The organism is Mesorhizobium sp. M2A.F.Ca.ET.042.01.1.1, from assembly GCF_003997405.1.
Lineage (GTDB): Bacteria > Pseudomonadota > Alphaproteobacteria > Rhizobiales > Rhizobiaceae > Mesorhizobium.
The window spans coordinates 1-7,626 of record NZ_RZRX01000280.1; the positions used below are offsets into that span (position 1 = coordinate 1).

Annotated in this window: 8 protein-coding genes; 4 read left to right on the plus strand and 4 right to left on the minus strand. The window is 62.7% G+C overall.

What is annotated here, in order from left to right; translation table 11 throughout:
- Positions 1-47 precede the first annotated feature (47 nt).
- Complete coding sequence (locus tag EOA23_RS29115) at positions 48-1,265, minus strand: MFS transporter (RefSeq protein ID WP_127306673.1); 1,218 nt, start codon at positions 1,263-1,265, stop codon at positions 48-50.
- Between the two features lie 285 nt (positions 1,266-1,550).
- Between EOA23_RS29115 and EOA23_RS29120 the strand changes: the two genes are divergently transcribed.
- Positions 1,551-2,552, plus strand: coding sequence for a DUF1624 domain-containing protein (locus EOA23_RS29120; protein WP_127306674.1), 1,002 nt, complete (start codon positions 1,551-1,553; stop codon positions 2,550-2,552).
- Entirely contained in the window at positions 2,549-3,028 is a 480-nt protein-coding gene (locus tag EOA23_RS29125; protein ID WP_042643120.1) for an isoprenylcysteine carboxylmethyltransferase family protein, read from the plus strand. The genes EOA23_RS29120 and EOA23_RS29125 overlap by 4 nt, the downstream gene beginning before the upstream one ends.
- A gap of 11 nt (positions 3,029-3,039) precedes the next feature.
- Here the strand turns inward: EOA23_RS29125 and EOA23_RS29130 are convergent, their stop codons facing one another.
- The 3 genes from EOA23_RS29130 to mgtE all read right to left on the minus strand — a co-directional run bounded on the left by EOA23_RS29130 (position 3,040) and on the right by mgtE (position 5,557).
- Positions 3,040-3,552 carry an HXXEE domain-containing protein gene (locus EOA23_RS29130; RefSeq protein WP_189341744.1) on the minus strand — a complete coding sequence of 171 codons (513 nt, stop codon included), beginning with the start codon at positions 3,550-3,552 and terminating at the stop codon, positions 3,040-3,042.
- Between the two features lie 41 nt (positions 3,553-3,593).
- Positions 3,594-3,980 carry a MerR family DNA-binding transcriptional regulator gene (locus EOA23_RS29135; RefSeq protein ID WP_095815511.1) on the minus strand — a complete coding sequence of 129 codons (387 nt, stop codon included), beginning with the start codon at positions 3,978-3,980 and terminating at the stop codon, positions 3,594-3,596.
- 143 nt (positions 3,981-4,123) lie between these two features.
- Positions 4,124-5,557: a magnesium transporter gene (mgtE, locus tag EOA23_RS29140; RefSeq protein ID WP_127306676.1), complete on the minus strand. Its 1,434-nt coding sequence runs from the start codon at positions 5,555-5,557 to the stop codon at positions 4,124-4,126.
- Between the two features lie 333 nt (positions 5,558-5,890).
- On the opposite strand from mgtE, the gene EOA23_RS29145 reads away from it, so the two are divergent.
- Together EOA23_RS29145 and EOA23_RS29150 are read left to right on the plus strand one after the other, a co-directional pair.
- Positions 5,891-6,562 (plus strand): response regulator transcription factor, encoded by a 672-nt coding sequence (locus EOA23_RS29145; protein ID WP_127306677.1) that lies wholly within the window; start codon positions 5,891-5,893, stop codon positions 6,560-6,562.
- Positions 6,563-6,684: 122 nt separating this feature from the next.
- A partial coding sequence (locus EOA23_RS29150) for an aminotransferase class V-fold PLP-dependent enzyme (protein WP_127306678.1) occupies positions 6,685-7,626 on the plus strand: 942 nt, incomplete at its 3' end.

Below are 7,626 nucleotides of genomic sequence, written 5' to 3' on the forward strand. Positions count from 1 at the left end.
GGCCAAACGGACGGCCGAAACCGTCTGTCAGGCGATCGGCGAGATCCTCAACCGCACGACACCCGCCGAGTGCTCAAACTACTTCGCCAATGCAGGATACGACCGGAAATGACTTCATCCCGCTCTAGCGTGACGAAAACCGATCCCAGGCCGAAGAAGGTGAGCACCACCGAATAGACGAGCGGCGGCGTCAGCTCGGAGAAATCGAGATAGGTGCGGTAGACCGCCGCCATCTGCGCCCTTTCATACGTGCGCACCGAGCGCATGAAGGCGGTCGAGCCGAGCGCGTCAAGGGCGATGGTGAAGAGCGCGCCGAAGAGCAGCAGCGCGGCCGTGAGCAGCGGAGCGGCCTCGCCGATGCCGCCTGCCGCGAACAGCATGGCCGCCATGGCGAAATAGGCGAAGGTCATGACCCGGCGCGCACCGAAGCGTGCGCCGGCCCTGCCCCAGAAGATCGCCACGAACAGCAGCGCGTTGCCGGCCGAGACCAGCAAACCGCCGGCAAGCTTGCCCTCGCCGGTGATCACCATGAACAGCGGGCCGTAGACGAAGAACGTCGTCCAGAAGCAGGAGCGCCCGAAGGCGATCAGCCAGGCAAGCCTGAGCCTCGGCTGCTTGACGAAGCGGCCTATATTGGCGAGCGGATTGGCGGGACGCGACTTGCCGGGCCGGATCGACTGGTTGTCGCTCAACCGGTAGAACCAGAACAGACAGAGCAGCGCGAACGCAAAGATCACGACCGCGCCATGCGCGGCATAGATGCCGAAATGCGTGTAGAGGAAGATGCCAAGCGTCGGCCCGCCGGTCCAGGCGAACATCGACCAGGCCATGCGCAGCGATTCCGCCTGCATGAAGTCGGTCTTGCGGATGTGGTCCATGATGTAGAGGTTCAGCGTGATCGACAGCGCGCTCGCCCCCATGACGCGGCAGAGCATGCCGGCGATCTGTCCGGGCAGCGTGTGGGTAATGAAGAAGGCGGAGCCGATCGCCAGCAGCACGCAGCCGGCCGTGTAGACCCAGCGCCGCGCGAAGCGGCGGATCAGCATCGGCATGAACAGCGTCACCGAAAGGCCCATCAGCGACACGATGGTGTAGAGGATCGAGACGATCCGCTCATTGTGCAGGATCTCGTAGGCCTGGATCGGGATCACGCTGGAGATCGTGGCGCGGGCGAAGGATTCCACCGCATAGAGCGAGGCGAAGGTGCGCGCATCCGCCGGCCGCAGGGCCGGAAGCCAGATCGGATGGCGCACATGGGTGGACATCGGCCCTCCGGGACGTGAATCACAATGCATGTCGCCCAGAAGTGTGCTGCGGTTTTGGGGCAACGACATGCATCCAAATTTTGCCAAATCTGGCCGGACCAGCCGTCGGCCAGTAGCAGGAAACCGACCCCCGAGGGCCGAAAAGCGAAGCCTGCCAAAGGCTTTCCGCCGCTGGCCTAAAGCGGAATTTCATGGCTGCCATGAAACGCATTGATGGCCGCCTGCTTCTGTCGTCGGCTTGAACCGTGATAGTCGTTTGGCACGACTGAATCGGATTGCCTGACGATGAGCCTTCAAACGACCAGCGAACCCGTTCAGGACGCGCCCAAGCAGGGCCGCATCGCCGCCTTCGACATCCTGCGCGGAGTCGCACTGATCGCGATGGCGAGCTACCACTTCACCTGGGACCTCGAAAATTTCGGCTACACTGCGCCAGCCCTCACTGCCTTCGGCTGGTGGAAGCTTTACGCGCGCTGCATTGCCTCGACCTTCCTGTTCCTGGTCGGCGTCAGTCTCTTCCTCGCCCATGGCCGCCAGATCCGCTGGCCCAGCTTCTGGAAGCGCTTCGCCATGGTCGCCGTGGCGGCGATCGCCATCTCGGCTGTCACCTATCTCGTCACGCCGGACGGTTTCATCTTCTTCGGCATCCTGCACGAGATCGCGTTGGCCAGCCTCCTCGGCCTCGCCTTTCTCAGGCTGCCCTGGCTGCTGACGGCAATCGTCGCTGCCGCCGTCATTGCAGCCCCCTACTATCTGCGGTCGGAGTTCTTCGATCATCCGGCGCTCTGGTGGGTCGGCCTTTCCGCCACCAACCCGCGTTCCAACGACTATGTGCCGCTCTTTCCCTGGTTCGGCGCAGTGCTTGCCGGCATCGCCGCGATCAAGCTGGCTTCCGTTACAGGCCTGCTTGCCCGGCTAGGGACATGGATACCGGGCCGCTGGTCGAACCCGCTGACCTTCATCGGCCGCCACAGCCTCGCCTTCTATCTCATCCATCAGCCGCTTCTGTTCGGCTCGGTCTGGCTGTTCTCGCAGGTCATGCCCGCCGGTCCCCAGGACAAGGAAGCCGGCTTCCTGCCGGCCTGCCAGGCGCAGTGCGAACAGCAGCGCGACAGCAAGTTCTGTACGAGCTATTGTGGCTGCATGCTGGACACGCTGAAGGGCGAAGGGTCTCTCGACAAGCTCTACGCCAACGACCAGTCCAGCGTCTGGAAATCGCACCTGTCCGATCTTGCGGAAACCTGCACCGCCGCGACCGAGGACCAGATGCAGGGAGGGCAGCAATGACGGGCATCGCAAAGCCCAGACACGGGATCATTCCCTGGCCGCCGGTGATCTATGTCGTGGCGATCGCGGCCAGCGTCGCCCTCGGCATGTTTTATCCGCTGCCCTGGATCGGCGACATCTTTGGCGATCTCCTGTTCGGCGTCGGCTGGGTGGCGCTGTTCGGCGTCGCCATGCTCTGGATCACGGCCATCCGCGCCATGTTCAGGGCCAAGACGACGCTCGACCCCAATGCCGAGCCCGACCATCTGGTGACGTCGGGTCCTTTCGGCATCACCCGCAACCCGATGTATCTCGCCAACACGCTGCTCTTGATCGGCGTCGCCTTCATCACCGGCATCGCCTGGTTCCTGATCTTCGCCTTCCTCGCCGCCTTCGCGACGCAGAAGCTGGCGATCGAGAAGGAGGAAAAGATCCTGGCGGCGAAATTTGGCAAGAAATATCGCGACTATGCAAAAAGGGTGCGGCGCTGGATCTAAGCAAAACAAGATCAGCGGTGCGCTCGGTGTGATGCCATTTCGCTGTAGGGCCATAGTTTCCGTCCGAGATAAAACAGTGCAGGAATGAGCAGCACGATCGCCAACACGACAGCTGGCCCCGCCAACGCAAAACGTGCAGAAGAGATATATCCCTCTTCAAACGCCCGATGCAGCAGGGTGACGCTGACCGGCAGGTTGAAGGCAAGAGCAGTCGCCGTGCCCGGCATGTAGCGACGCATGGCTATTGTGGCGAGGAGGTGCGGAAAGACCACATTGAGCAGCATCGCCAGCGCGTAGCCGGACAGCAGATAGGCGCCCATCATTTCCTGCCCTTGCAGGGCGGCGAGCAATGCGGCACCGATGGCAAGAGCCGCGAGCACGAGGACGGCGAACCGGAATTCGCGCGCCCCGACAGGACTATGCCAACGCCCCGCCTGCTTCGACCAGGCGGGCAACAGAATTGCTTCCTCCAGATTGTGGACGACGACTGCGGCGGCGAACAGCCAAGCCAGAATTATGAACACGGTTCGATCGACCGCCAGTCCAACGGAAGCAAGCAGTCCCTTCAGGTATTGACGCCCAGTTCAGCCAGCCGCTCCACGCAGGACTCCTCGGCCTGGTCGAGCTCGGCCAGTGTCTCTTCCAGGTCGCGCCGCTTCTGGCGCAGATCCTCGCGCTTTTCCTCGATACGCCGGATCATCAGCTTGAGCTGGCCGACCTCGCCGGGCGGCTCCTTGTACATCTGGATGATCTCGCGGATCTCGTTGATCGAGAAGCCGAGCCTTTTTCCCCGCATGATCTGACGGATGAGATGCCGGTCGGACGGCCGGAATAGCCGCGTGCGGCCGCGTCTCACCGGCTGCACCAGCCCCTCGTCCTCGTAAAAACGCAACGTCCGCGTCGACACGTCGAACTCCCGTGTCAGCTCGGTGATCGTATAATATTCCCGCATTCCCACTCCCAAGCCAAGGCATCGCCGCTTTCAGCGTCGCCCTTCCCTACCGTGATACCCATGCAGCGCCGGAATCGGCACCTGACCCCTCGGCAACCTCGCACGGCATTTACGTAAAAGTCAATTAACGCCACCGTGTTGATTTAGGGCACTCTAAACCACCACGTCGCCAGTCCGAGGAAGGCAAAGAAGCCGACGCAGTCGGTAACCGTCGTGACGAAGACCGCCGAGGCCACAGCCGGATCGATCTTGAAGCGGTCGAGCACCAGCGGGATGAGGATCCCGGCGAGTGCTGCGGCGAACATGTTGATGATCATTGCCGCCGCGATGATGCCACCCAGATTGGGGTCGCGGAACCAGAATCCGGCGACCATGCCGATCAGCACCGCGAACACCACGCCGTTGATGAAACCGACGCCGAGTTCGCGGCGGATGATGCGCGCGGCGTTGTAGATATCGAGGTCTCTGGTCGCCAGCGCGCGCACGGTTACGGTCATGGTCTGCGAGCCGGCATTGCCGCCCATGCCGGCGACGATCGGCATCAGCACGGCAAGCGCCACGATATGCTCGATCGTGCGGTCGAACAGGCCGATCACCGACGCGGCGAGGAAAGCGGTCAACAGATTGACCAGCAGCCAAGGCACGCGCGAGCGCGATGTGGCGAGCACCGTGTCAGAGAGTTCTTCGTCGCCGACGCCGCCCATGCGCAGAAGGTCTTCTTCCGCCTCCTCCTGGATAACGTCGACCACGTCGTCGATGGTGAGCACGCCGACCAGCCGCCCGTTCTCGTCGACCACGGCGGCGGAGAGCAAATTGTACTGCTCGAACTCGCGGGCCGCCTCTTCCTGGTCCATCGTGGCCGGGATCGCATGCAGGGTCTCATGCATGACGTCCTCGACCTTGACCGCGCGTTTGGTGCGCAGGATCTGGTCGAGGTCGATGGCGCCGAGCAGCTTGAAGCTCGGATCGATGACGAAGATCTGGCTGAAGCGCTCGGGCAGGTTCTTGTCCTCGCGCATGTAGTCGATGGTCTGGCCGATCGTCCAGAATGGCGGCACGGCGACGAACTCGGTCTGCATGCGCCGGCCGGCGGTCTCTTCCGGATAGTCGAGCGCGCGGCGCAGCCTGATGCGCTCGGTGAAGGGCAACTGCGACAGGATCTCGTCCTGGTCTTCCTTCTCGAGGTCCTCGAGAATGTAGACGGCGTCGTCGGAATCGAGCTCCTGCACCGCCTGCGCGATCTGCTCATTCGGCAGATTGTCGACGATATCCATGCGGATCGCTTCGTCGACCTCGGTCAGCGCGGAGAAGTCGAAATCGGAACCGAGCAACTCGACCAGCGTGCGGCGCTGTTCGGGATGAAGCGCCTCCAGCACGTCACCGAGTTCCGACTGGTGCAGGTCGTCGACTTCGCGCTTGAGGGTGATCGTGTCGCGGTCGACGATCGCCGCGCCGATCTGGGCAAGGAAGGCGGCGCGCACGGCGCCGTCCTCGCCATAGATGTCGGCGTGATGCTCCTCGGCGGGCGCGACGTCGGTCGTCTGTCTGTCCTGGCCTTCCACCAGCGCCTCCCGCATCGAGGAATCCCGAAATGAGGTCTAGTGCATGATCCCGAAAAGTGGAAACCGCTTTTCGGGAAATCCAAACCCTGTGCAGCAGATAGCGCGGCTACAGGATTCGTCTTGAGAAGATGTCGCGCTAGAGCCCGGAATAGCCGAAGAAATATCGCGGCAATCCTGCCCACGGAATCGCTGACCTACTCCATGTCGCGGCTGTGACAATCCCTCCAGCCGACGCGACAGCGCATGTCGCTGGGGAAAGAGCACCCCTTCCCCGGTGAGGCAGAATTGTCATGACACGGTCCGAAGAGGCCGACCAATGGGTGGAATCGAAAAGGTGAGCGGCAGGCCTTGAACCTCGAGTCGCGGAAAACGGAAGAAACAGCTGGCGGGCAGCGCGTTCGCGTGGTCGTCGCCGAGCGCAATCCTTTCGTCGTTTCGGCGCTGCGCGAGATGCTGGAATGCGACGGCCGCTTCGATCTGCTCGGTGTCGTGCACAGCGGCGCGCAATTCCTGGATATGGCCACTGCCACACAGTTCGATGTCGCCGTCATCGGCTGGAAGCTCGCCGACATGGATGGCGCCGACGTGCTGACGGAAGTCCAGAGCCGGCAACTCGGCGTGCGCATCACGATCTTTTCCAACGACCATGACATCGGCATCCTGAAGCAATGCGTGCGCCTCGGCGCTCAAGGCTATTGCTTCCAGTTCGACGAGCCGCCGGTGATCTTCGAGACGATCCTGGCGGTCGCGCATGGCCGCATCTGCATTCCCTATATCGACATCAACAAGGTCAACGACACGCCCTTGTCCAGGCTTACCGTGCGCGAGCGCGAACTGCTGGCGGTGCTTTCCGACGGCTGGACCAATTTGCAGATCGCCACGCGTACAGGGATTTCCGAGAACACGGTGAAGTACCACCTGAAGAATCTCTACGACAAGCTGGACGTGCGTAATCGCGCCATGGCCGTCGCGATCTATTCCAGCGAGAAACAACGCACGTCCAAATCGCCCCTCGGGTAGGCCGATCGGGTGGGATCATCCCACCCGCAAGTGCCGACAACTTACCCGGCAAGGTGTTGTTGGCGAGCCTCGCAAGGACGAAACTTCCTCCACAATCCAAACCGATCGGAGGAATTTCGCGCATGGCTGGGTTCACGCATCTTTTCATCCCGGGGCCCACCAACATTCCGGAGCAAGTCCGGCAGGCCATGAACCTGCCGATGGAGGATATGCGCGCCGCCTCCTTCCCCAACCTGACGCTGCCGCTGTTCGAGGACATTAGACGAGTCTTCAAGAACGAGACCGGCCGCGTCTTCATCTATCCGTCCTCCGGCACTGGCGCCTGGGAAGCGGCGATGACCAACGTGCTCAGCCCCGGTGACAAGGTGCTGATGTCGCGCTTCGGCCAGTTCTCGCATCTGTGGGTCGACATGGCCGAACGCCTTGGCTTCGATGTCGATGTCATCGATTGCGAATGGGGCACCGGCGTTCCGCTCGAGCTCTATGCCGAAAGACTTCGCGCCGACAAGGCGCACCGCATCAAGGCGGTGTTCTGCACGCAGAACGAGACCGCGACCGGCGTCACCAGCGACGTCGCCGGCTGCCGCGCCGCGCTCGATGCCGCGAACCACCCAGCACTCCTTTTCGTCGATGGCGTGTCCTCGATCGGCTCGATCGATTTCCGCCAGGAGGAATGGGGCGTCGATTGCGCCGTAAGCGGTTCGCAGAAGGGCTTCATGCTGCCCGCCGGCCTCGGCTTCCTGTCGGTCAGCCAGAAGGCGCTTGCCGCTTCGCGGGTCGCGACGCACCGGCACTGCTACTTCTCCTTCGAGGATACGATCCGCACCAACGACGCGGGCTATTTCCCCTACACGCCGGCGACGCAGTTGCTGCGCGGCCTGCGCGCTTCGCTCGACCTCATCGCCGAGGAAGGGCTGGAGAACATCTTCGCCCGCCACCATCGCCTGGCCGAAGGCGTGCGAAAGGCGGTCGACGCCTGGGGCCTGAAGCTTTGCGCCAAGGCGCCGCAATGGCACTCCGACACGGTCAGCGCCATCCTGGTGCCGGAAGGCATCGACAGCGCC

Excerpts from the sequence above, each read along its gene's own strand:
- EOA23_RS29115 (WP_127306673.1), bottom strand. The coding sequence starts at position 1,265 with ATGTCCACCCATGTGCGCCATCCGATCTGGCTTCCGGCCCTGCGGCCG.
- EOA23_RS29120 (WP_127306674.1), top strand. The coding sequence starts at position 1,551 with ATGAGCCTTCAAACGACCAGCGAACCCGTTCAGGACGCGCCCAAGCAG.
- EOA23_RS29125 (WP_042643120.1), top strand. The coding sequence starts at position 2,549 with ATGACGGGCATCGCAAAGCCCAGACACGGGATCATTCCCTGGCCGCCG.
- EOA23_RS29135 (WP_095815511.1), bottom strand. The coding sequence starts at position 3,980 with ATGCGGGAATATTATACGATCACCGAGCTGACACGGGAGTTCGACGTG.
- mgtE (WP_127306676.1), bottom strand. The coding sequence starts at position 5,557 with ATGCGGGAGGCGCTGGTGGAAGGCCAGGACAGACAGACGACCGACGTC.